Origin of the sequence: Mariniflexile litorale, assembly GCF_031128465.2 — a bacterium.
Taxonomy (GTDB): domain Bacteria; phylum Bacteroidota; class Bacteroidia; order Flavobacteriales; family Flavobacteriaceae; genus Mariniflexile; species Mariniflexile litorale.
In genome coordinates, this window is sequence record NZ_CP155618.1 from 959,054 (window position 1) to 981,829 (window position 22,776).

Annotated in this window: 28 protein-coding genes; 21 read left to right on the top strand and 7 right to left on the bottom strand. The window is 31.6% G+C overall.

Annotated elements, in window-relative coordinates:
- Window position 1: 1 nt before the first annotated feature.
- Together QLS71_RS03880 and QLS71_RS03885 are read right to left on the bottom strand one after the other, a co-directional pair.
- On the bottom strand, window positions 2–1,228 hold the full coding sequence (locus QLS71_RS03880; RefSeq protein WP_308990601.1) for an NADH:ubiquinone reductase (Na(+)-transporting) subunit B: 1,227 nt from the start codon (window positions 1,226–1,228) through the stop codon (window positions 2–4).
- Window positions 1,228–2,583, bottom strand: a complete 1,356-nt coding sequence (locus QLS71_RS03885) for a Na(+)-translocating NADH-quinone reductase subunit A (protein WP_308990602.1) — start codon at window positions 2,581–2,583, stop codon at window positions 1,228–1,230. Before QLS71_RS03885 ends, QLS71_RS03880 begins: the two co-directional genes overlap by 1 nt.
- A 157-nt stretch (window positions 2,584–2,740) precedes the next feature.
- Between QLS71_RS03885 and QLS71_RS03890 the strand changes: the two genes are divergently transcribed.
- The 18 genes from QLS71_RS03890 (at window position 2,741) to QLS71_RS03975 (ending at window position 13,838) form a co-directional block, all read left to right on the top strand.
- Window positions 2,741–3,994 (top strand): DUF5103 domain-containing protein, encoded by a 1,254-nt coding sequence (locus QLS71_RS03890; RefSeq protein ID WP_308990603.1) that lies wholly within the window; start codon window positions 2,741–2,743, stop codon window positions 3,992–3,994.
- A 106-nt stretch (window positions 3,995–4,100) separates the two neighbouring features.
- Window positions 4,101–4,487: a Co2+/Mg2+ efflux protein ApaG gene (gene apaG, locus QLS71_RS03895; protein ID WP_308990604.1), complete on the top strand. Its 387-nt coding sequence runs from the start codon at window positions 4,101–4,103 to the stop codon at window positions 4,485–4,487.
- 459 nt (window positions 4,488–4,946) lie between these two features.
- Window positions 4,947–5,153: a hypothetical protein gene (locus QLS71_RS03900; RefSeq protein ID WP_308990605.1), complete on the top strand. Its 207-nt coding sequence runs from the start codon at window positions 4,947–4,949 to the stop codon at window positions 5,151–5,153.
- 10 nt (window positions 5,154–5,163) lie between these two features.
- Window positions 5,164–5,634 carry a DNA starvation/stationary phase protection protein gene (locus tag QLS71_RS03905; protein ID WP_308990606.1) on the top strand — a complete coding sequence of 157 codons (471 nt, stop codon included), beginning with the start codon at window positions 5,164–5,166 and terminating at the stop codon, window positions 5,632–5,634.
- 24 nt (window positions 5,635–5,658) lie between these two features.
- Window positions 5,659–5,844 carry a CsbD family protein gene (locus QLS71_RS03910; protein WP_308990607.1) on the top strand — a complete coding sequence of 62 codons (186 nt, stop codon included), beginning with the start codon at window positions 5,659–5,661 and terminating at the stop codon, window positions 5,842–5,844.
- A gap of 110 nt (window positions 5,845–5,954) precedes the next feature.
- The gene (locus QLS71_RS03915) at window positions 5,955–7,076 is read left to right on the top strand and encodes an AI-2E family transporter (protein ID WP_308990608.1); all 1,122 of its coding nucleotides are present in this window, start codon (window positions 5,955–5,957) and stop codon (window positions 7,074–7,076) included.
- 55 nt (window positions 7,077–7,131) lie between these two features.
- Complete coding sequence (locus QLS71_RS03920) at window positions 7,132–7,695, top strand: AraC family transcriptional regulator (RefSeq protein WP_308990609.1); 564 nt, start codon at window positions 7,132–7,134, stop codon at window positions 7,693–7,695.
- 19 nt (window positions 7,696–7,714) lie between these two features.
- On the top strand, window positions 7,715–8,161 hold the full coding sequence (locus tag QLS71_RS03925) for a response regulator (RefSeq protein WP_308990610.1): 447 nt from the start codon (window positions 7,715–7,717) through the stop codon (window positions 8,159–8,161).
- The gene (locus QLS71_RS03930; RefSeq protein ID WP_308990611.1) at window positions 8,161–9,933 is read left to right on the top strand and encodes a CHASE3 domain-containing protein; all 1,773 of its coding nucleotides are present in this window, start codon (window positions 8,161–8,163) and stop codon (window positions 9,931–9,933) included. The genes QLS71_RS03925 and QLS71_RS03930 overlap by 1 nt, the downstream gene beginning before the upstream one ends.
- A gap of 151 nt (window positions 9,934–10,084) precedes the next feature.
- On the top strand, window positions 10,085–10,678 hold the full coding sequence (locus QLS71_RS03935) for a hypothetical protein (protein WP_308990612.1): 594 nt from the start codon (window positions 10,085–10,087) through the stop codon (window positions 10,676–10,678).
- 11 nt (window positions 10,679–10,689) lie between these two features.
- Window positions 10,690–10,842 (top strand): lmo0937 family membrane protein, encoded by a 153-nt coding sequence (locus tag QLS71_RS03940; RefSeq protein WP_308990613.1) that lies wholly within the window; start codon window positions 10,690–10,692, stop codon window positions 10,840–10,842.
- A gap of 96 nt (window positions 10,843–10,938) precedes the next feature.
- The gene (locus tag QLS71_RS03945) at window positions 10,939–11,199 is read left to right on the top strand and encodes a YtxH domain-containing protein (protein WP_308990614.1); all 261 of its coding nucleotides are present in this window, start codon (window positions 10,939–10,941) and stop codon (window positions 11,197–11,199) included.
- Window positions 11,200–11,202: 3 nt separating this feature from the next.
- Window positions 11,203–11,595, top strand: a complete 393-nt coding sequence (locus QLS71_RS03950) for a hypothetical protein (RefSeq protein WP_308990615.1) — start codon at window positions 11,203–11,205, stop codon at window positions 11,593–11,595.
- Window positions 11,582–11,932 (top strand): hypothetical protein, encoded by a 351-nt coding sequence (locus QLS71_RS03955; protein WP_308990616.1) that lies wholly within the window; start codon window positions 11,582–11,584, stop codon window positions 11,930–11,932. The genes QLS71_RS03950 and QLS71_RS03955 overlap by 14 nt, the downstream gene beginning before the upstream one ends.
- Window positions 11,933–11,959: 27 nt before the next feature.
- Complete coding sequence (locus QLS71_RS03960; protein WP_308990617.1) at window positions 11,960–12,622, top strand: DUF6565 domain-containing protein; 663 nt, start codon at window positions 11,960–11,962, stop codon at window positions 12,620–12,622.
- Between the two features lie 22 nt (window positions 12,623–12,644).
- Window positions 12,645–13,136: a hypothetical protein gene (locus QLS71_RS03965; protein WP_308990618.1), complete on the top strand. Its 492-nt coding sequence runs from the start codon at window positions 12,645–12,647 to the stop codon at window positions 13,134–13,136.
- 27 nt (window positions 13,137–13,163) lie between these two features.
- A complete protein-coding gene (locus QLS71_RS03970) occupies window positions 13,164–13,622 on the top strand; it encodes a PA2169 family four-helix-bundle protein (protein WP_308990619.1) in 459 nt (152 codons plus the stop codon).
- 51 nt (window positions 13,623–13,673) lie between these two features.
- Window positions 13,674–13,838 (top strand): hypothetical protein, encoded by a 165-nt coding sequence (locus QLS71_RS03975; protein ID WP_308990620.1) that lies wholly within the window; start codon window positions 13,674–13,676, stop codon window positions 13,836–13,838.
- Between the two features lie 77 nt (window positions 13,839–13,915).
- Here the strand turns inward: QLS71_RS03975 and QLS71_RS03980 are convergent, their stop codons facing one another.
- Entirely contained in the window at window positions 13,916–15,100 is a 1,185-nt protein-coding gene (locus tag QLS71_RS03980; protein WP_308990621.1) for a pyridoxal phosphate-dependent aminotransferase, read from the bottom strand.
- Window positions 15,101–15,120: 20 nt separating this feature from the next.
- Window positions 15,121–16,221: an acyl-CoA desaturase gene (locus tag QLS71_RS03985; RefSeq protein ID WP_308990622.1), complete on the bottom strand. Its 1,101-nt coding sequence runs from the start codon at window positions 16,219–16,221 to the stop codon at window positions 15,121–15,123.
- 141 nt (window positions 16,222–16,362) lie between these two features.
- On the opposite strand from QLS71_RS03985, the gene rsmG reads away from it, so the two are divergent.
- Window positions 16,363–16,992, top strand: a complete 630-nt coding sequence (gene rsmG, locus QLS71_RS03990) for a 16S rRNA (guanine(527)-N(7))-methyltransferase RsmG (protein WP_308990623.1) — start codon at window positions 16,363–16,365, stop codon at window positions 16,990–16,992.
- 7 nt (window positions 16,993–16,999) lie between these two features.
- On the opposite strand, the gene QLS71_RS03995 is transcribed toward rsmG, so the two are convergent.
- Together QLS71_RS03995 and pruA are read right to left on the bottom strand one after the other, a co-directional pair.
- The gene (locus tag QLS71_RS03995) at window positions 17,000–17,959 is read right to left on the bottom strand and encodes a tetratricopeptide repeat protein (protein ID WP_308990624.1); all 960 of its coding nucleotides are present in this window, start codon (window positions 17,957–17,959) and stop codon (window positions 17,000–17,002) included.
- A gap of 233 nt (window positions 17,960–18,192) precedes the next feature.
- On the bottom strand, window positions 18,193–19,821 hold the full coding sequence (gene pruA, locus QLS71_RS04000; RefSeq protein WP_308990625.1) for an L-glutamate gamma-semialdehyde dehydrogenase: 1,629 nt from the start codon (window positions 19,819–19,821) through the stop codon (window positions 18,193–18,195).
- A 150-nt stretch (window positions 19,822–19,971) separates the two neighbouring features.
- Here pruA and QLS71_RS04005 point away from each other — a divergent pair, with 150 nt between their 5' ends.
- Complete coding sequence (locus QLS71_RS04005; RefSeq protein WP_308990626.1) at window positions 19,972–20,697, top strand: NRDE family protein; 726 nt, start codon at window positions 19,972–19,974, stop codon at window positions 20,695–20,697.
- Window positions 20,690–21,691 carry a DUF6695 family protein gene (locus tag QLS71_RS04010; RefSeq protein ID WP_308990627.1) on the top strand — a complete coding sequence of 334 codons (1,002 nt, stop codon included), beginning with the start codon at window positions 20,690–20,692 and terminating at the stop codon, window positions 21,689–21,691. The genes QLS71_RS04005 and QLS71_RS04010 overlap by 8 nt, the downstream gene beginning before the upstream one ends.
- 94 nt (window positions 21,692–21,785) lie before the next feature.
- Here the strand turns inward: QLS71_RS04010 and QLS71_RS04015 are convergent, their stop codons facing one another.
- Window positions 21,786–22,769, bottom strand: coding sequence for a type IX secretion system membrane protein PorP/SprF (locus QLS71_RS04015; protein ID WP_308990628.1), 984 nt, complete (start codon window positions 22,767–22,769; stop codon window positions 21,786–21,788).
- Between the last annotated feature and the right edge of the window lie 7 nt (window positions 22,770–22,776).

The following is a 22,776-nucleotide window of genomic DNA, read 5'->3' on the forward strand; positions in this document are numbered from 1 at the left end:
GTTAAGCCGTTTTTACTTTTAGACGTTTCATTCTTTTCTTCACATTGCCTTGAACCACATAATGATCGATTGTGGGTGCAAAAACATTCATTAATAAGATAGCTAACATAACTCCTTCTGGGTAAGCAGGATTGAATACACGAATTAAAATAGAAATAAATCCAACAAAAAATCCGTAGTACCATTTCCCTTTATTGGTTTGGGACGCTGTTACTGGATCGGTCGCCATAAATACGGTACCAAAAGCAAATCCTCCAATAATTAAATGTTCCCAAAATGGCGTACTCATTAAGCCGTAAAACTTGCTTGATTCTGTAATAACTCCTGCATCGACAATTTGATTAAAGATAAGTCCCATTACAATGGCTCCAAGAGCTGATGACAGCATGATTCTCCAACTACCAATTTTAGTAAATATCAAGAATAAACCTCCTAATATAATTAAAATCGTAGATGTTTCTCCTACCGAACCGGGTATAAATCCTAAAAACATATCCCAAGTTGAAAAAGCAATATCTTTCCCTTGAGCCAAACTACCTAAAATAGTTTCACCAGAAATAGCATCGAGGTTTGCACCAGCAGCAATTTCTTTTGTTCTTTCTACAGCACCTTCCACCCAAACTTTATCTCCAGACATCCATGTTGGATATGCGAAAAACAAAAAGGCTCTAATAGTAAGTGCTGGGTTTAAAATATTCATTCCTGTGCCTCCAAAAACCTCTTTTCCTATAACTACACCAAACACTACAGCAACGGCCAACATCCAAAGAGGGATATCAATAGGAACTATAAGTGGCACTAACATACCCGTTACAAGATACCCTTCTTCTACTTCATGTTTTTTAATGATAGCGAATAAAAATTCAATTCCTAAACCTACACCGTAAGAAACAATAACTAGTGGTAGTATTTTCCAGAAACCGATTAAGAAATTGTCTAAACTCCAAAATTCAGCACTAAAGAAACTTCCAGCTACTGCTTGAATTTCTCCAACCGCTAAATTATGTTGGTAACCTGCGTTAAACATTCCAAATATTAAACATGGTACCATCGCCATAATAACGGTATTCATGGTACGTTTTAAATCATCGGCTGCTTTTATATGAGTTCCATTATGCGTGGTATCATCTGGTAAATATAAAAAAGTATGAAGCGCATTAAACGCTGGAGCCATTTTAGACCCTCTATACTTTCTTTTTAAAATATGTAATCGTGTTTTTAAATTCATTACCCTATTTCTTTAAGCATTACATCTAATCCTTTTCTAATAATCTCTTGGTGCGGTTGTTTTGACACGCATACAAATTCAGTTAACGCAAAATCTTCAGGCGCCACTTCATACATACCTAAAGCTTCCATTTCGTCTAAATCTTTATACATACACGCTTTTAGAATTTGCATTGGAAAAATATCTAAAGGAAATACTTCTTCGTAAACGCCAGTAATCACAAAAGCACGATGTTCACCATTTGTATTGGTGTTTAAATCATACTTTTTATTTGGGTTTAACCATGAAAATGTTAACGCTCGTGATGTAGAAACCTTATTAAATACTGGTTTATTCCAACCGAAAAGTTCATAATCGTCCCCCTCTGGTATTATGGTAATTACATTGCTGTAATAATCTAAATAACCATCTGGTTTAATTTGTTTTCCGCTTAATACATTTCCAGAAATAACACGGTCATGAGATTTTTGAGAGACCCCTTTATCATAAATTATTGTAGCAACTTCACTACCTATTTTGGTAACAAAATATCTTGGTTTATCAACTGATGAACCAGCCAAAGCTACAATACGTTCTGCATTGAATTTACCTGTTAAAAGTAATTCACCTATAATAACTAAATCTTGAGCAGCAATCGTCCAAACAACCTCTCCTTTATTTACGGGATCTACTCTATTAATTAAGGTACCCACATTTCCTGAAGGATGTGGACCCGATACTTTATGTAGCGTAATACCTGCCAAACCAGATAGTGGCGACGTTGAATTTGCTCCAACCGACACATGAACTTTACCTTTAGTAAGTTTCCCTAATGCTGTTACTGCCGCTTGCAATGCAGCCTCTTTTCCTTTTAGTGTAAAGTCTAAATCGGCAGCTAAAGGCGCACTTGCATAACCAGAAATAAAAATAGCTTTCGGCGATTTATCTGGGTTTGCAATCACATCATACGGTCGTTGCTTTACAAAAGGCCAACATCCAGAAGCTAATAAATGCGCTTTCACCTCGTTCGGTTCAGCCGCATCTACATTAAACACACCATAATCTTGGTATATTTGCTCTTTGTCTGCTTGTAATTTAATTGATAGTATTTTGCGTTTTTCGCCACGAGCAATTTCAATAATTTCGCCAGAAACAGGAGAAACAAACTTGATGTTTTCATTAGATTTATCGAAAAAAACAGGCTCACCTGCTTTTACTTTAGCTCCAACTTTAGAAATTAATTTAGGTATAACGCCATGGAAATCTTCAGGCCTTAAAGTATAAAAGTTGCTTAAAATCGCCTTTTCCAAGGTTTTTTCAGCTTCACCTTTAAGTTTAATGTCTAGACCTTTTTTAATGCGAATGTCGTTTGACATATTTTTTTATATTGAAATTATTTGTCTAAAAATCGGTGCAAAAATACAAATTAAAAATACAGTTTTCATAATAAATACTTAGAAATTTTATGTACCAAACAGAATATATAAGTTAGGCATAAAATTTGTTTATATTTACAACAAAACTACTATTAAAATGCCTTTATTAAAGTATAAATATTTTCTTCTTTATTTTATTGTTCCGTTAATGACCTTTTCTCAAGTTAAAGAAGTAAATCCACCCAGTTATATAAAAACCATTAATTTCAAAAGCAATACACCAGAAACACAATTGCCTATTTTAAAATTAGGATCTTATCTGGTTTTAGAATTTGATGCCCTAAATGGAAATGAAGCTGATTACTATTATAAAATTGAACATTACAACTACGACTGGACCCCATCAGTTTTAATGAAATCGGAATTCATGGATGGGTTTGATAACCAACGCATTCGAAATTACGAGAACTCATTCAACACCTATCAAATTTATTCGCATTACCAACTTACCATTCCTAATGAACAAACCAAACGCTTAAAAGTATCTGGAAATTATTTATTGAGCGTTTTTGATAGTAATGATACGGTGGTCTTTTCAAGAAAATTTATGATTTATGAAGACCAAGTTGCTGTAGGTGTAAGCATAAAACGAGCACGAGATATTCAGTTTATAGAAGAAAAACAGCGCGTCGAAATTATTGTTACTTCCAACAGCATGCAGCTGAATAATCCCGCACAAACGATAAAAACAGTTATTATTCAAAATAACAATTTAAATACTGCTATTTCAAATTTAAAACCTCAATATACCCTGGGCAATCAACTTATGTATAAATATGACAGTGAAACCAGTTTTTGGGGTGGCAACGAATATTTGTTTTTTGAGAATAAAGATGTTCGCGCAGCAAATACAGGCATTCGAGCCATTGATTTACAAGAACTATATCATAACTATTTATTTACAAATGAAGAGCGGTCCAGTAAACCTTATACCTACAACCCCGACATTAATGGCAATTATGTAATAACCGTTTTAGATGGCGAAAACCCTAATATTGAAGCCGATTATGTTTGGATACATTTTTCATTAGTGCCAACCGAAGCGTTTAAAAACAAAAACATTCACGTATTCGGAAATTTTAATAATTATGTTATAGATGAAAGCACCAGATTAATATATGATGAAGACTATGATATTTTGAGAAACTCTTTACTTTTAAAACAAGGTTTTTACAATTACAAATATGTGATAGCAAATAATAATGGGAGCTTAGACGAAGGTGCTATAAGCGGTAATTTTTATCAAACCGAAAACAATTATAAAGTAATCGTGTATTATAGAGATCTAGGCACACGCTACGATAAAATAATAGGTATTGGTGAAGGTAGTTCAATTAATATCTCGAACTAAATATACCGTTTAACTAATATTTCAACCTAACCCGTTAAAATTAAACAATTACCGCTTAAAATTTAGTATTTTAGCAGCATAAATACATTGAATACCAATACTTAACATGGTTCAACAAGTTACAAGAGGGATAAAAATTTCGGTAGAAACCACCTATGAAGGCTCATTTTATAAGAATTATAAAATACAGTATGCCTTTGGTTACACCGTAACTATTGAAAACCAAAGTAAAGACTCTGTACAACTGAATGCACGTCACTGGGAAATTCTGGATGCCTTAAACAATGTTGAAATTGTTTCTGGAGAAGGCGTAATCGGCAAAAAACCCGTTTTAAAACCAGGAGAATCGCACACCTACACCTCGGGCTGTTTACTAACCTCTCCTTTTGGTGCTATGCAAGGACACTACAGCATGGTAAACTTTACTACTACAAAAAACTTTAAAGTTATTATACCTACCTTTAAGTTAAGCGCTCCATTTGCTATAAATTAATTGATTGTCGTTTATTACCCGTCTGTATTGCAAAATCTTAATAGCTAAAAATTGAACTAACATATTGGAGCTCCAGATACTTGTACGGGTTGGAATTCTAATACTTAAAGAGCCAACTACTTTTAGAGGTTTTTTATAATAACACCAATATCTTCAATAAGACGTTTTGAATAGTATCTCTTTAATTTAAAAGACTGAACTTAAACGAGAATAAAGCCTATTGCTATATATAATAAATAATCAATGTGACAAATCTCGACGTATCAAGCTCAAAAGAGAATAAAAAATCATTATAGGTACAACCACTAGAGGCTATCTAATTCCATTCGGTTTTTATTTTTTAAAACGAATTCATTAAAATTCTATAATAATATATGATAATTGTGTAACAGCTAGGGCTGGTTGCACATCTACCTTTGTATCAAGAGTAAAACACTTTTACATCATTAATATTAAGCTATGAATAAGAGCGTAAAATCAATTTTAATAATAGCAGGTATCGTATTGTTGGCTTATGGTATTTATACCTTAATAATTCCAGAAACGCAATTAAGTATTGGAGATTTAGATATCATTGAAGCGCAAGACAATACCAATGCATACATAACTATTGGTTTAGGGCTTGTAGCACTTATTATTAGTTTTTTAGGAGGAAAAAAATCATAAAATAATACATATGAAAACAGATATTGGAATAACAGAAAAAAACTTAAAATCAAACATAGAACATTTAACAGTTGTATTATCCAACGCTATGATACTTTACGTAAAAACAAGAAAGTTTCATTGGAATGTTACAGGCCCTAGTTTTATGGAACTCCATAAATTATTCGAAAACCAATACAATGATTTAGAGAAAGATATTGATGAAATTGCGGAACGTATTAGCAAATTAGGAGGAAAATCTATTGGCACCATGAAAGAATTTATAAAACATGGTAGCCTAAAAGAAAGTGAAACAGATCCATCTCAAAAAGTAATGATTGAAGAATTATTAAGCGATCATGAAGCAGTAATAAAAGAATTAAGAGACATAATAAACTCTATTGAAGAGGATACAGATGATATGGGTACCTCCGATTTTTTAACAGCTTTACTATTATCGCACGAATCAAAAGCTTGGGTATTGAGAAAATACACTAAATAAATTTATAGTAAAATATTAAAATACATGAATACTACAGAAATAAAAGGAAATTGGAACGAGTTAAAAGGTAAATTAAAACAAAAATATGCTACCTTAACAGATGATGACTTACTTTTCGCAGAAGGCAAACAAGATGAGTTAGTTGGCAGATTACAGGAAAAACTTGGAAAATCTAAAGAAGAAATTCACAAAATTATTTCTGATTTATAAGAAAGCATAAATATACTGTCTAGAATGGTTACAAGTCATGGTTGTTTGGTTGGTTAGTGAAATCCTGATTTGTAATATCTAGACAGTTTTTTTAAATTTTAAATACCTGTATGAATACAAAAAACTACTTCAATAACCGTGGTTTAAGTTTATTGTGGCTTATTGCTGTGGTTTTTATTTTATATATATTAAAACCTTTTATAGTACCTATACTATTCGCTATTATACTTAGTGTAATGATATTTCCCATCCAACGGTTTCTTGAAAAAAGATGGCGCTGTAATAGGCTATTTGCAACACTTACTTCTTTAACAACTTTATTTCTCTTAACCGCTTTACTCTTCTTTTTAGTTAGTAGTCGATTAATGTATTTTATGGATAATAGTGAAGTGTATTCTCAAAAATTAGGAGAACTATTTCACAAATCTATAAACAGTTTAGAACAGACATTTAACATAGGGAACAACCGGCTTTTTTCTCAAGGGGAATTCAAAGCAGAAAATATTATTAAAGACAATTTAGACAAAATAGGTCTTGTTTTATTTGAATCCAGTAGTCTTTTAAGCGATTTGGTTTTAATACCCATTTACATTTTTTTCTTCTTATATTATAGAGCCTTTTTTAGAACATTTATTTACAAAGCTTTTAAATCAAAATCAAAATCATTTATAAATAATGTCTTGAAAAAGATTTATGCCATTCAACAAAATTATTTATTGGGTTTAATTAAGGTAATCATTATTGTTGGCTGTTTAAACAGTTTAGGCTTATTGATTTTAGGTGTAGGCAATCCGTTTTTCTTTGGATTTTTAGCCGCATTTTTATTATTAATTCCATACATAGGTGTTATTATTGGATCGTTATTACCCGCTATTATTGCTTTAGCTACTAAAGACTCCGCTTGGTATGCATTTGGCGTTATTGCTGTTTTTGGATTTATCCAATTTTTAGAAGGAAATTTTATTACGCCAAAAATTACAGGTTCTAAAGTAAGCGTTAATGCTTTTGTTGCTATTACATCATTAGTCTTGTTTTCAATGCTTTGGGGAATAACAGGTATGATTTTAGCATTGCCTATTACTGCCACATTAAAAATATTATTTGATAATACCCCCGGATATGAAGCTTATGGTTTTCTTATTGGTGAACCTGTAGACAAGCATCTTCAAAGTAGGGCTAGAATTCGTTTAAAAAAATGGAAACGTATTAGAAAAGCAAACAATTTTGTGTAAAATAAATTAAGGTAAAAACAAAATCCTTTCTTAACTTTACAATAATTTAAATTACATGAAATTATTTATAAAGTTCGACTTTAATACTATTTGCAAAAAAGTTTTAGAAACAAAACTTAATGAACTCAACATAAAATATAGAATTCTAGCTTTTGGAGAAGTTGAGTTGTTAGAAAAAGTACCTTCAGAAACCTATGAAGTTTTAAATAAGGTGTTGAACGACTATGGTATTGAAATAGTTGAAAACCAAAAAAGTATTCTAGTTCAAAAAATTAAAGATGTTATTATAGATATGGTTTTCAATGAAGATACACCTGTAAACGTTAAAAGTTCGGTGTATTTATCGGAAAAACTAGGCCACAGTTACGGCTACCTTTCCAATTTATTTTCTGAGGTTACTTATACCTCCATTGAGAATTTCATCATCATCCAAAAAATAGAATATACCAAACAATTGTTATTATCTACCGATTTAAGCCTAACCGAAATAGCCTTCAAACTTAACTATTCCAGTGTAGCACACTTAAGTACTCAATTTAAAAACAGTACAGGCATTACACCTTCTGCCTTCCAGCGTATTATTTCAAAGAGAAGAAGTATTGCCCAACAAAAAAACTAACTAGTATATAAATTTAAATATGCCAAGCGATTACATACATATTATTCTTGCTGACGATGATGAAGACGACAGACTTTTTTTTACCGATGCTTTTGATGAACTAAACATGAATACGAAAGTAAATACCTTTAATGATGGAGTAGAACTTATGGACTATTTAAAGTGTGACGAAACTATTTTACCTCATGTGCTTTTTTTAGATTTAAATATGCCAAAAAAAAACGGCATAGAATGTTTAAATGAAATTAAGACCCATAGCAAAATGTCTGAAATCGCTATTGCTATTTATTCAACATCAGCATCAGAAGAAGATATAGAAGAAACCTTCGTATTGGGTGCTAATATTTATATTAAAAAACCAAGTAGTTTTAAACAACTTAAAAAAGTACTTTCAGAAGTTGTATCAATTAATTGGCAATACCACACCAACGGTTTAAATAAAGACAATTTTTTAATGAGACTGTAATGACGAAACAAGTATTTTCTAAATCGGCTTTATTTTTAAGAATTGTATTTTTGGTTAGTGTGTTTCTTATTCTTGTAATCGGCGGTTTCACCTACCAGCATATTTCGAACTTAACCGACTCTACCAAACAAGTTGTTAGCACTTATAAAGTTAATGTTGAGTTAGAGAAAGTTATTTCTTACTTAAAAGATGCGGAAAACGGACATAGGAATTACATTTTAACAAAAGATACAACTCACCTAGAACCTTATTTAACAGCTAGAGAAAAGGTTAATGAGTCGTTTGCCGAATTAAAAGAAATAGCATCTCATAATGAAAAACAAAAAGAAAATTTAAATACCTTAAGTAAATATATTGATGCACTATTTAATAATTTTACAAATACCAATGCGTTTGTTGAAAACAAACTAACATTAACCGAAGAGTTTAAATCTAATTTTTTTGAAGAAAAGATTATTATGGATTCCATCAGGCAGAAAATCAATGAGATGATTGAGCTTGAAAACAAACAACTTCATGAACACCAGAAACAATATCAAAACAACTTGCAATTTACACCCCTATTTTTGTACTTGTTGCTATTGTTTACACTCCTTTTAATTATAATTTCATACAATAGAATTAATAACGATTTTAAAAATATTAAGTTATTTAATAATCAATTATCCATATTTAAAGAAGCTACTATTCAATTAGAAACTATTGGTAAACATGGAAATTGGGTGTGGCATGTAGATACAGACACCTTTTCTTTTTCTGATAATTTATACCGTGTATTAGGCGAAAAACCAGGGGCTTTTAAACCTACTCTCGAGGTTTTTATGGGATACGTTCATCCAGACGATAAGGAAAAGCTTGCTTCCGATGTGGATAAAATGATGAAAAATAAAGATTTACCTTTTACATACTACCGAATTATAAAAAAAGATGGTACAATAAGACATATAAAAGGTTATGGCAAACTGCTTATAGATCCTGATGGAGACAAACAAGTTATTGGAAATATCACCGATATTTCAGACGAAATTGAAAACTATTTAGAACTCGAAGAACGTAATTTAGAACTTGAAAAAAATAATCTAGAACTTTCAGAATTTAATTATGTAGCTAGTCACGATTTACAAGAACCTTTAAGAAAAATTCAAACCTTCATATCCAGATTAGAAGATAAAGAAGCCAAAAACTTTTCTAGTTCTGGCCTTCAATATCTAGACCGTATTAATGTAGCGGCTACCAGAATGCGTTTGTTAATAGACGATTTGCTTCAGTTTTCTCGAACCAACAAACCCGATAAAGAATTTGTTTTCACTAACTTGAATGAACTTCTTGAGAATGCAAAACAAGACGTAGGAGAAACCATTTTAGAAAAAGAAGCCATCATAACAAGTGAAAAACTGCCAACCCTACCTGTTATACCATTTCAAATACAACAATTGTTTTTAAACTTGCTTAGCAATTCTTTAAAATATTGCAAAAAGAATACACCTCCAGTGATTGAGATAACATATTCAAAAGAAGAAGCTAAACTAAATAAACTAATAAAAGATACTTATCATACCATTACCTTTTCAGATAATGGCATAGGCTTCGAGCAAAAGTATGCCGATCAAATATTTGAATTATTCAATAGGCTTCATAACAAACAAAACTATTCTGGCACAGGTGTTGGACTTTCAATTTGTAAAAAAATTGTAGATAATCACAGTGGTGTTATTATAGCTCATGGCGAACCTGAAATAGGTGCTACTTTTACTATTTACCTTCCAGAATAAATAGTATATATCCAAAATTTTTAAAAGCCCTGAGGTTAAAAACTTTAGGGCTTTTTTTATGCTGTATTGAAATTCTATAACAATCGTTAAAAATGCTGTAACGTAAATCTTCTTAATGGGTTGCATCTTTGTTATTAGAAAATAAAAAGAGGTGATAATTAACAAAAATATTAAAAAGTTTAAAGCACTCTCACTAGTTATAACTATATGTGTTAGTATTATTTCATGCGACAATGAAAACTATTTATATAATAATGATTTATATAATAACAACGCCGTAAATGAAAATGAGGCTATAAATGAAAGAGTTCAAACCAATATAGAGGAAGCTAAAATATTATCAGATGTGTCAATATTAAACGAAAATATAATTGTTTTAAGCAACTCATTGTTAGAAAAAAACAGCATTTATCCTTTAAAAAATATATCTCATAAATTAAACAAAGATCATATACAAATTAGAAAAAACATAAATGATTTAGCTAAAAAAAAGTTAGTTCTCTTACCTACTACTTTAGATAAAAATGAAATTAATGAAATATCTAAAATTGATGAAGCCCGTTTTCCTAAGGACTATCTAGATGAAGTTAAAAAACTATTAGAGAATGAAATTGAACAAACCGAGTATTTATCTATGATAACAAATGATGTAGATTTTAAGGTATTGACAATAAAAATATTAGTGAAATTAAATTATAATTTAATTCAAATACATAAAACTTTAAACCAAATTATTAACAATTAAAATTAAACATTATGAGAAGTTTATTATATCTAGTAGCCGTAGTACTTATTATAGGCTGGGCCTTAGGGTTCTTTGTTTACAGTGCTGGCGGATTAATTCATATCTTATTGGTAATTGCCGTTATAGCTATACTATTAAGATTAATTGGCGGTAAAGGCGTGTAGTTTTTGCATTTCCTTAAATAGTTATATACCATAAATAACGCAAACACCATCACTTATGAAATGATGGCAAATTATAAATCAAAAAAAAAACAAATCATGAAATCAAATGCATTAGGCATATTAGCAGGAATTGCTACAGGAGCCATATTAGGAGTATTATTTGCACCAGACAAAGGATCTAAAACAAGAAAAAAAATTAAAAACAAATCTCTTGAAGCAAAAGAAAATTTAAAAGAAGAGTTCGATAATTTTTTAGATACTGTATCAAAAAAATACGAGTCGGTAGTTAAAAATGGGGAAGAAATTCTTGAAAAAGGAAAAGAAGAAGTAAAAAAAGCAGTGAATTCTAAAGCTTAAAAAATGAACAGTACAAACATGGTAAAAAGTATAGATATACTTTATGAAAAGGCTAAAAAGTATACTGAAACTAGTGCCGAACTAGTAGCACTACATGCTGTTGACAAAACAGCCGATGTACTTTCGTCTTTAACATCCATCATGCTTATTATTATAGTTGTTACCTTGTTTACACTGTTTATTAATGTAGGGTTAAGTCTATTTATAGGCAGCCTTTTAAACGCCTATTATCTAGGTTTTTTTATAGTATCTGGGTTCTATTTGGTATTGGCTTTCGTGCTTTACAAATTTAAAGATAAGTTAATAAAAACACCAGTAGCAAATTTAATTATAGCAAAATTATTGAAGTCTAAAAAATCAGAGATAATTAACCAAAGCAATCATGAAGAAGCCTAAAAATCAAATAGAATTATTAAATGATGCTATGCTGCTTCTTGAAATAAGAAGAAAAAAGGAATATGAAGATTTAAAAATTCAGTTTCATGAGACTTCCGAAAGTTTTAGACCTATTAACATATGGAACCAAACTGTAAAAGATTTTAGAGAATCTACAGAAGTAAAAACAAATCTTCTTGAAACCATATTAAGTGTTGCAGGAGGTTATTTTTCAAAAAAAATAATAGTAGGTAAATCAAATTCTATAGTTAAAAGTCTTTTAGGATATGTTTTACAGTATGCTGTAACCAATTTTATTTCGAAAAAGGTTCATACAGATACAAATAGTGAGGAGTAGATAAACAATTAATTAAAAAATGAAAAAATGAAAACATTGAAATTAACATTAGGAATAGTAGCTGCATCAGTAATGTTTGTAGCATGTAATGATAGCCAAAAAGACATGGCTCAACAAAAAGTAGATAATTACGAGTCTTATATAGATTCTATAAGCAACGTAGCCACCGATAAGGCTGGAGAAAACTGGGAAACCATTGAAAGAGATTTTGAACAAATAAAATCAGAAACTAATAATGCAATCGCATCTGTTACAGATAATTCAGAATTACAAAAAGACATAGACCAAGCTACTTTAAAATACGAAAAATTTAAAGCAGAAGTAATAGCAGAACATAATAGAATGGAAACAGAAAATTCTAAAATGATGATGCGTCAATCGTTATTAGGAAACCAGTATGAAGGTGGTGACATGAAATTCACATGGATTAATAAAGATAACATTTTAAGTGTTTACCAAAACTTTGTTGATACTGTTGATAAAAATAAAGATTCATATTCTCGTGAGGACTGGGATGAAATCAAATTGCTTTATGAAGCTATTGATACCAGAAAAAATACCGTTGAAAAAGAAGGTTTGTCAAGTGCTGATAATATGAAAATTGCTGGATTAAAACTAAAATTTGCTCCTATGTACACTGTTAATAGAATGGGTGCTAAATCGGATGAAAACGCAGAAGCAAAAAAATAATATTATTACTTAAAACAAAAGAATGAAAACATACTTAATAACTGGTATTCTAGCTTTACTAACAAGTGTATCAATAAATGCTCAAGACATATCTAAAAATGCATTAGGATTACGATTAGGTGACAGTGATGGATTTGGAGCTGAAGTTTCATACCAAAGAGCCTTAAATGATAATAAAAGATTAGAGTTTGACTTAGGTTGGAGAGATAGTAAATACTATGATGGTTTTAAACTAGCGGCATTGCACCAATGGGTTTGGAACATTGAAGATGGCTTTAATTGGTATGCTGGTGTTGGTGGCGGTTTAGGTTCTTATAGTTTTAATAACAATAATGGCAATGATTATACGGATACGTTTGCATTCGTGGCAGGAGATATTGGTATAGAATACAACTTTAACATTCCACTATTGCTTTCATTAGACTTTAGACCCGAAATAGGTTTTGGTGACGAAACATATGATAACAACGACCTAGATTTTGATATTGCCTTAGGTATAAGATATCAGTTTTAAATTGAGTGAATTTTAAAATTTAAGATTATGGAAATTACAAAAGCAAATAAAGAAACAGTAAATATATTACAAGAATTGCTTCAAAAAAATTACGATGCGGAAGCTGGTTATAAGCAAATCATGCAAAAAGCGGAGAATAACCTTTTAAAGAATTGGTTACAAATAAAAGCGAAACAAAGAAGTCAGTTTGCTAATGAATTAGATAGCTTAATAAGAGATCTAAACGCAACACCAGTAGCTGATGGTTCTCTTTTAGGATCTGCACATAGAGCCTGGATTGATTTAAAAACCACTTTAAGTTCTAATACAGACGAAGCTATTCTAGAAGAATGTATTAGAGGTGAAAAAGCAAGCGTTGATGAGTATGAAAATCAACTTGAAAAAGTTAGTAATTACTCAGACATTAATAATGTAATATACAAACAATTAGTTGATATTAAAACAGCTTTAAATACTGTAAAGCGACTTGAAGATATTGCAAATTAGTATCAAGTAAAATTTAAATTAAACCATTAATAACTTAAAAAAACAAACAAGATGAAAAAAATAGCATATACATTTTTATTATTAGCTACAGTAGGAACCATGTTTACTAGCTGTAGAGAGAAAAAAACGACTGGCGAAAAAATTGAAGATGGTGTTGAAGAAGTAGGAGATGGCATTGAAGATGCAGCAGATGATGTTGAGGATGCTGTTGATTAAGCAATTAAAAAATAGTTTATATAAAAAAAGACTGCTTTTCAAGCAGTCTTTTTTTATATATGAAATCAAAAAATGTTTTAACTCACAACGGCTTTAATACGCTTTATAGCTTCAATAATTTGTTCTTGTGAAGCTGCATATGAAATACGAATACAATCAGGATTTCCGAACGATTCGCCATCCACAGTAGCTACTAAAGCTTCTTCTAATAAAAACAAAGAAAAATCTGAAGCATTGTTTATAGTTTTTCCGCGTAGCGTTTTTCCAAAGAAAAAAGAAATGTTTGGAAATACGTAAAAAGCACCTTCAGGAACGTTTGTTACAAAACCTTCAACTTCGCTTAATAAATCTAAAATTAAATCACGACGCACTTTAAACTCATCAATCATGTATTGAACACGAGTTGGCGATTCGTTAAGGGCTGTAATAGTAGCTCGTTGTGCAATACAGTTAGCGCCACTTGTAATTTGACCTTGCATTTTATTACATGCACGCGCAATTTTTTCAGGAGCACCAATGTAACCAATACGCCATCCCGTCATCGCAAATGCTTTCGACACGCCGTTTACAGTAATAGTACGGTCGTACATATCTTCAAATTGAGCCATACTAGCATGTCCTCCCACATAATTTATATGTTCATATATTTCATCTGAAACAATATAAACATCTGGATATTTCACTAATACGTCGGCCAATCCTCTTAATTCCTCTTTACTATAAATAGAACCACTTGGATTACAAGGCGAGCTAAACCAAATCATTTTAGTTTTTGGTGTAATAGCCGCTTCTAACTGTGCAGGTGTCATTTTAAAATCGGTAGCGATAGTTGTTTTAACTTCTACTGGTACACCATCATTTAATTTTACTAAGTCGGCATAACTCACCCAATAAGGACAAGGCATTATAACTTCGTCACCTTTATTAGTCATAACCGCAGCAATGTTAGCTAACGATTGTTTTGCACCTGTAGAAACTACAATTTGGCTTGGTGTATAAGTTAAATCATTATCACGTTTAAATTTCGTGATGATGGCTTGTTTTAAATCACCATACCCATCAACCGGTGAGTACGAATTGTAATTGTCATTAATTGCTTGAATAGCGGCATCTTTAATAAAATCTGGAGTATTAAAATCTGGTTCACCCAAACTTAACCCAATAATATCTTTGCCTTCTTCTTTTAACTCTCTTGCTTTTGCAGCCATAGCCAACGTAGCAGACTGAGCCATATTTAAAATTCTATCGGATAGTAATTGCATTTAAAAATAAATAATAATGGTTAGACGTGTAAAGCTGGTTTCATTCCCATTTCTTTTAAATGCTTGAAATGCGCAATAATAGCTTTACGAGTAGTTTTATATTCGTTGTACGGTAAGTTAAACTCTTTAGCTGTTTCTTTAACTATTTTTGATATTTTAGTATAATGAACATGACTAATATGTGGGAAAATATGGTGTTCAACCTGATGGTTTAATCCACCAGTAAACCAATTTACTATTCTGTTTTTGGTACTAAAGTTTATAGTTGTTTTTAGTTGATGCACTGCCCATGTGTTTTTCATGGTACCATCTTTTTCAGGTAATGGCATTTCAGCATCTTCCATAACGTGTGCTAATTGAAACACCACGCTTAAAATCAAACCTGCAGTATAATGCATTAGAAAAAACCCTATTAAAATTTTCCACCATGCAATATCTAAAATTAACATAGGAAGCAGAATCCAAACAGCAATATAAATAACTTTAGAAATTACCAGTTTACTCCAATTCCAAACAGGATTTGGAAACTTACCATATGATAATTTACGTTTCATATAGCGACGCATCTGCTGAAAATCGGTCGTTATCGCCCAATTGATAGTTAATAATCCGTAAAGTAAAACCGAATAAAAATGTTGAAATTTATGATACCATTTCCATTCAGAATGTTCTGTAAAACGCAAAATACGTCCCGCTTCTAAATCTTCATCATGGCCATGAATATTTGTATAAGTATGATGCAACACATTGTGCTGTACTTTCCAATTGTAAACATTCCCCGCAAGAATATAAATACTACTTCCCATTAAACGATTAATCCATTCTTTATTAGAAAATGATCCATGGTTACCATCGTGCATTACATTCATGCCTACGCCAGCCATACCTATTCCCATCACAATAGTAAGTAATAATTGTGCCCAACCAGGAATATTTAATGTTAATAATAAAAAATAAGGTGCTAAGAAAAGAGAAAACATAACAAAGGTTTTGGCCCATAATTTCCAGTTTCCTGTACGCTTAATGTCATTGTCTTTAAAGTAATCATTAACACGTTTATTAAGCGTCCTAAAAAACTTTGCAGAGTCTGTTCTTGAAAATGATAGGGTTTGTTTTGTCATGCTATTAATTTTAATATGATTAATAATAAAAATTCTTGATCATACCTGAGGCAAAGATAGGTATAAACCAACTTAAGTTATAACGTTTTTTTGTAAAAATATGTACTTAAAAAGTATATTTTTGTTGAAAATTTAACAAGAATGGATCTGATATTAAAATACTTTACTAATCTTACCGACGATCAAACAAGTAAATTCAAAAAATTAGAAGCACTTTATCAAGATTGGAATTTAAAAATTAATGTGGTTTCTCGTAAGGATATAGATGAACTTTATTTACGCCATGTTCTACATTCCTTGGCTATTGCTAAGATCATACAATTTAAAGATGGTAGTAAAATTTTAGATGTTGGTACAGGTGGCGGATTTCCAGGGATTCCATTAGCAATTTTGTTTCCGAACTGTTCGTTTCATTTAGTTGATAGTATTGCTAAAAAGTTAAAAGTGGTTAATGAAGTGGTTGAAGGTTTAGGTTTAACTAATGTAAAAACAACCCATAGTCGTGTTGAAGACATAAACGATACTTATGATTTTATTGTAAGTCGTGCCGTTGCTATTATGCCAACTTTCACACATTGGGTTAAAGGAAAGATCGCTAAAGAACAAAAACATGAACTCAAAAACGGTATTCTATATTTAAAAGGCGGCGATTTAACTGAAGAACTTCAAGATTATAAAACGGCTACCATTTATAATTTAAGTGATTTTTACACTGAAGATTTTTACGAAACTAAAAAAGTAGTTCACTTACCTCTAAAGTATAAAGGATAATCTTTAATTATAATTTAGACAATTCATTGAAATTATCATTGAATAAAAAATATTGATTTTGAAACCAATAGGTGTTTTTAAATTGGTCGATGGATGTGGTATTTTCTTCTGGTGTTACAATAACTTTTGCTTTCTGAAAATATAATTTACAATTACTCAAATCATTCATTTTATGATAGGTTAATGCTAATCCAATAAGTGCATCAAAATCTAGAGAATCAAAGCGCAAAGCATTATTAAAATCTAAGATAGCTTCATTATATTTTCCTAATAATAAAAAAGAGGTAGCTCTATAGAAATAGGCATAGCTATTGTTTTCATTCAGTTTTAAAGCTATTGAAAAATCTAAGTTTGCCTTTTCGTAATAATTAATACTCAAATAAAAAACACCTCTATTATAGTAAGAATCTGAATTAGGGTCGGCTAAAATAGCAAGCGAGTAATCATTCAAAGCCAAAGGATATTTTTCTAAAGCACTATAAGCAGCTGCTCGAAGCGCATATGTTTTAGGGTCTGAAGGCACAGCGTTTATTACCGAGGTAAAATCTTTTATAGCTCCTTCGTAATCACCTAAATCGTATTTCACACATCCCAAACTATAAAGAGCATCTATAAAATTAGGGTCCAGTTTATAAGCGTTTTGATAATCTTCTTGGGCACCAATATAATTTTTTAAATTATACCGCGAATTCCCTCTATTATAATAAGTATCAGCGTCTGGTTGCAATACAATTATTTTAGAATAATCTACAATAGCACCAGAATAATCACCTAAATCATTTTTTGCAAGACCTCTATAAAAATAGGCATCAAGGTTTTTAGGCTCTAGCTCTATAACTTGTGTATAAAGTTCTATTTTTTCATTTAAATCAGTAGCTTTATTAGCTTGTCTAAAAAGTTTATTGGCTTGCGCAAAAACTGTAAAGTTTAAAAGTGATAATACAATTATAAATATCTGTTTTTTCATAAATAACTAGTCATCAAATAATATGCCTTTTTATGGTTTTAAGACTAATGAAAGATAATTAAATTTTTTATAAAAAATAAGAGGCTGTCTGAAAAGTGTATTTTATTTACTTTGTCGGGTTGTGCTTGTCGAAACGGATATGGATTATCAATAAGTTTAAATATTTCGACAGGCTCGATATGACACAGAACAACACATTTTAGACAGCCTCTTATAGTTAAATATATATTCGTTTATTCTCCTAAAAATGGGTAACGATAATCTGTTGGTGTTACAAAAGTTTCTTTTATTAATCTTGTAGACACCCAACGCAGCAAGTTTTGAGGACTTCCTGCTTTATCGTTAGTTCCAGAGGCTCGAGCACCACCAAACGGTTGTTGACCAACAACTGCTCCTGTACATTTATCATTAATATAAAAGTTCCCCGCACAATTTTGCAATGCTGTGGTTGCTTGGGTAATGGCATATCTGTCTTTTGAGAGGATAGCACCCGTTAACGCATACTCACTCGTACTATCTACTAATTTTAAAGTTTCAGCATAGGTATCATCTTCATAAACATAAATAGTAATTACAGGACCAAATAACTCCGTATGCATGGTTGTGTAATTTGGGTTTGATGTAACAATAACTGTAGGCTCTATAAAATACCCTTTACTTTTATCATAGTTACCGCCAGCAATAATTTCTACATCGCTATCCACTTTTGCTGCATCAATATACTTAGCTAATTTATCGAAAGAGCCTTCATGAATTACAGCAGTAATGAAATTACTCATATCTTCTGGCGAACCCATTTTAAAAGATTTTACATCTTCTATAATAAACTTTTTAACGTCGTTCCACAAACTTTCTGGTACATAAGCTCTAGAAGCTGCACTACATTTTTGTCCTTGAAACTCAAAAGCACCTCTTACTATCGCGGTAGCTACTTGTTTAGCATCGGCACTTTTATGAGCCATTATAAAATCCTTCCCACCAGTTTCTCCAACAATTCTTGGATAGGTTTTATAGTTGTGTATGTTGTTTCCTATTTGCTTCCAAAGTTCTTTAAAAATAAAGGTAGAACCTGTAAAGTGTAATCCAGAAAAATCAGGACTAGATAGTACGGTATTAGAAATCATAACAGGATCTCCAAAAACAACATTAATAACTCCTGGAGGCACACCCGCCTCTTCAAAAATATCCATAATTACTTTCGCAGAATACACTTGGCTGTCACTTGGTTTCCAAACAACCACATTCCCCATTAGTGCCATACATGCAGGTAAATTTCCAGCAATGGCAGTAAAATTAAAAGGCGTTACTGCATAAGTAAACCCTTCTAAGGGTCTGTATTCAACTCTATTCCAAGCGTCACTCGTGCTTTTTGGTTGCTCACTGTAGATTTCAGTCATGTACTGTACATTAAAACGTAAAAAGTCTACTAATTCACAAGCTGCATCAATTTCTGCTTGAAATATATTTTTTGATTGCGCTAACATGGTAGCGGCATTAATTTTATAACGGTAAGGACCTGCAACTAATTCGGCAGCTTTTAAAAAAATAGCGGCGCGCTGTTCCCACGGCATTAACGACCAAGCCTTTCTAGCTTCTAAAGCAGTTGAAATAGCGTCTTCTACATGGGTTTTTTCTGCTAAATGATAAGTTCCTAGCACGTGTTTATGGTCGTGTGGAGGCGACATGGTTGTGGTCTTCCCCGTAATTACATCTTGACCGTTTATATATAAAGGCACGTCTATAGTACTAGTATACATCTCTTTGTATGCCTTTAAAACAGCATCGCGTTCAGGTGTTCCTGGCGCATAGCTTTTAACAGGTTCGTTAACTGCAATTGGTACATTAAAAAAACCTTTTCCCATGATTTGTTTATTTTCGTTATTGAATTATCAGTAAATAGACTACAAATCTAAGAATTTTTAAACGATTATATAGCTTGAAACCTTCTTAAATGCACGTTAAAGTTTGTTTATTTTTTGTAAGTTGCTCATCTGTTTTCAGACTAGAGTTTTATGTGTACAGTAACTATTATTCCAAAAGGAGTCCATGATTTCGTGTTAACCACGAATAGAGACGAGGCACCCAACAGAATCTCCCTTCCTCCAGATTTTTATAGAAATAAGGAAACCAGACTTTTATTCCCAATGGATAAACTCTCAGGCGGTACTTGGGTTGGCTTAAGTGAAAAAAACAGAGTCGTTTGTTTGCTGAATGGTGCATTTACTATTCATAAACGTAAAGAGAATTACGAAAAAAGCAGAGGCCTCGTTGTATTAGATTTTTTGATATCTGAAAACATTTTATCTACCGTAAAAACCTATCATTTAAATAATATCGAACCATTTACAATGGTAGTGGTAGACTGGAATACTACTTTAAAATTTTTTGAATTGGTTTGGGATGGCACAGAAAAGCACTTTAAAGAATTGCCGTTAGAACCTAAAATATGGTCATCTTCAACCCTATATACGGCCGAAATGAAACAAGAACGCCTGCAATGGTTCGAATCTTTCAAAGCTAAAAATAATTTGAATGCACAAACCTTATTGCAATTTCATAAAACAGCAGGTATTAATAATAAAGATTATGGTGTTATTATGAATCGTGGTTTTGTAAAAACGACTAGCATCACACAAATTGAAAAATTTAGTGAGTCGCTTGAAATGTATCATGAGAACTTGCAGAAAAAAACCATTTCAAGTAAAACGTTCCAACTTACTGAAACTGTAAATGACTAATACAGGCATTATTTTAACCTTAGCCTATCCAGAAACTATTGTGATGGTATCTAAAGAATGGTTTTCGCCGTTTTTAAGGTTTTTAGGCGTGGGGAAAAAGAACTATTTACGTGCAGGTCATGCTGCTTTGGTACTTATAAATAAAAAAACTGGCATTTTAGAATATCACGATTTTGGTCGCTACATTACACCCCAACCTACAGGGCGCGTACGAGGTAGCGATACCGATAACGAATTGCATATTCCACTTACTGCAGAAATAGAAAATGATAAAATCATCAATTTAAACGTTATTTTAGAGTTTTTAGCAACCCATCCAAAATTAACCCACGGCGAGGGTAAAATGCTAGCATCAATTTGTAATACCATTGATTATAAAAAAGCACGAACTCATATAACAAACATACAAGAAAAGCATTTTATTCGTTATGCCGCTTTTATAAAAGAGGCCTCGAATTGTGCACGTTTTGTAACCGATGCCTTGATTGCTTCAACAACAGATAAAACCATTCAAAAGAGCCTTAAAAACTCCAAGTGGTTTACCCCTAGCACCGTTGGTAATGTGTTATTAGCAAATACCGAAATGCATGTTTTTGAAGTTAACGAAACAGGCGTTATTTCTAAATTTAAAGGTTCTCAAAAAAGTGAAAACATCCGTTGTTTTTTAGATCAGCTTAAAAAACATACACCAAATTTTGAAGGCACCTTAAACCCCAAACCAGTTAATGGTTTACATGAAAAAGCGCAATGGCTATCAGGTATTGCGGCAGGTGCGTGGTTTGAATTACATAAAACTAAAAACTACAAAGAATATCTTTTTAGAAGAATATCCCCTATTGGTCATATTGATGTGAACGCCATTTTTATAGTTGAAAACGAAACCTTTAATTACCACGAAGCTTTTGAATTTGTACACTACTCAAATTGCAATTTTTTTCATGTAAAACAGAATGAGGTTATTTTTAGGTTTAACAGGAAGGAACCTTTTCTTTGATACCCCCTACTAAGAAAAAAGCTGTTTGCTCTTAATACATTCTTGACAAGACTTCCTCCTGCTTTCAAAATAACCTAGGACTATAGGCAATAAACTAATAATGCACAGGACTCTGAGTACATGGACAATTACTAATCCCTTGTAGAAAATCTAATCCAATAGTAATGACATGCGTACCAGAATTAAACCCAGACAAATCATTCATTGTAACTTGATAAGCATAACCAAAATAAAAAACATCCTTCTTAAAACCAGCCATAGGACCTACGTTTAAAGGTTTAAAAAACTGATCGTTTAAAAAACGATACGAGATACCTGCCCAGTAATAATCTTCATACTTATTAAACTTTCTAAACTTAAAATTCACATCGGTACTAGAACGTTTATCACTACTAAACATTTGATAATAAAGTGACGGTTCAAATTCTAATCCGCTCTTTTTTGGACCCTTAAATGTATACCCTGAATATATTTGATAGTTTAAAAGTAAATTAGGTTCAGAAACTCTAATATCTTCATCCAGACTTTTTTCAAGAATGTTATTCGCATTAAAACTTACAAAGAAGCCTTTATTTCTATACAAAGCACCTACATCAAAATTGTTGTTTGAAGTACGCCTATCATCTGTTATATCCGAAGGGATGGGCACTCCTGTATTTTCATTGTAACCTTGGAACTTATTAACATCAATTCTAAAATTATTTCTGTTATATGAAATTCCCAACGACAAATACTGCTTTGAATAATAATCTAACGTTAGATGGTGAGCAAATGAAACCTTAAGACCTGTTTGAATGGTATTTCCATTTTTATCATTATATAATGACAATCCTATACCCGAGCGATCGGCAATTCTAAAATCGGCATAAAACGATTGATTATCGGGGGCGTCTTTTATACCAACCCATTGTGTTAGTCCGTTTACTCTAATCTTTAAATTATCGCCAATACCCGCATAGGTGGGTGATACCACAAAATTGTTATCAGCCAAATATTGTGTAAAAACGGGTAAATTAAGTTCTTGACCATAACTATTTGCCATGATTACAAAAAGAAGATATAAGATTGATTTACGCATTGTATTG